Consider the following 1,692-nt stretch of genomic DNA (forward strand, 5'->3'; position numbering starts at 1 on the left):
TTCAGGTGATGATACTTGGGCACCATCTGGAATTTCTTTTTACAACAATGATAAAATTCCATCATGGAACGGCAAATTATTTGTTGCAACATTAAGAGGAAGTCATTTAAAAATTTTAGATATAGATTCAAGTCAAGATAAAATAATTTCACAGCAAGATATTTTTGTAAATGAATTTGGTAGATTACGCGACATAGTCTCAGGACCTGACGGATACCTGTACTTACTTACAAGCAATAATGATGGAAGAGGAAGTCAGTTAGGAAATGATGACAGAATTTTAAAAATATCACCAATATCAAAATACAATAATGAATTCAGTGATCTGAGTCCATTAAAACAATATCATAAAGGTGTTGAAGCAAATAAAATTTCATGCAAAGAAAATGTGACACTAGTTTTGAAAATTGATAATTCTCCGGCATGTACATCTCATAAAACAGCACAAAAACTCATAGAACGTGGGTGGGGAATACAATAGTATAGGCACAAGATTAGAGAAAACTAGTTTGTTTGTTTTGATTAAACGCTTTTTTAGATAGAAATTTGATTTGTAATAAAGTATGAAAAAATTAATTCTTAAAAAAATACACTTAGATTTTGGAATTAGTTTTAGATAGGATAAAGACTATCATGTCAGATAAACAAACCGATTTTCAAAAAATAACTAATGATGATATGTATCGAAGCATATATGAAAATTCACCTGATCTATTTAGAACAATAAACATCAATGGGGAAATAATTAACTGTAACAAATCATATTTTGAGACTTTGGGATATTTGAAATCAGAAGTGATTGGCAAAACAATTTTTGATCATACATCTGAAGAAAGCCTATCACAAATGAGAGAAACGTTTGAAGAATGGAAAAAAGGAGGGTGTGTGTCAAACAGTGAGATTTGGTTAAAAAAGAAAAATGGTGACAAGTTTCTTGCTTTGTTAAGTGCAAACAATCTTTTTGACAAATATGGAACACTCATTGGAAGTAACACGTCAATTAGAGACATAACTGAAATTACTGCAATGAAAAAAGAATTTAAAAATCTAAAAAGAATTAGACAGGAAATAATGGGAGAGCTGTCTATCAGAGTAGCTCATGATTTGAAAAATCCATTAAATGTTATTAAAAATTCAGTGCAATTAATTCAATTTAGAAAAGAACCATCTACTGAAAATTATTCAAACACGTTAACTCGAATAGAACATGCAGTAATTCGAATGGATCACCAAATTAACGAGGTACTAGAATTTGTAAATCCACTACCATTAGATTTACAACAAAACTCGTTAAAGAAAATACTTGAAAACGTTATTAATGAAATGCCAATTCCTGAAGAATTTATCGTAACTATTCCAACAAATGATATTATGATTAATTGTGATCAAAGAAAAATAGAGATCATACTTAGAAATCTTGTACTAAATGCAATTCAAGCAATGGGTGAAAAGGGCTCGATAATCATTACAACAAATGAAACAGAATCTCATGTGAAAATCCTAGTCAAAGATACAGGTCCAGGAATTCCTCACAAATTAAGATTCAAAATTTTTGATCCGTTATTTACAACAAGACAAATTGGAACAGGATTGGGTCTACCGATTTGTAAAACAGTCATAGAACAACATGGTGGAAGTATATCTTTTGAAACAGAGTTAGAAAAAGGTACGACTTTTACAATATCACTACCT

The 1,692-nt window shown here is 30.0% G+C and carries 2 protein-coding genes; both read left to right on the plus strand.

Translation table 11 applies throughout. From position 1 onward, the window contains the following. A partial coding sequence (locus BG20_RS10840) for a PQQ-dependent sugar dehydrogenase (protein ID WP_010195257.1) occupies positions 1 to 481 on the plus strand: 481 nt, incomplete at its 5' end. 152 nt (positions 482 to 633) lie between these two features. Further along, on the plus strand, positions 634 to 1,692 hold a 1,059-nt coding region (locus tag BG20_RS11745), incomplete at its 3' end, for a two-component system sensor histidine kinase NtrB (protein ID WP_010195259.1).

Origin of the sequence: Candidatus Nitrosarchaeum limnium BG20 (assembly GCF_000241145.1) — an archaeon.
Lineage (GTDB): Archaea > Thermoproteota > Nitrososphaeria > Nitrososphaerales > Nitrosopumilaceae > Nitrosarchaeum > Nitrosarchaeum limnae.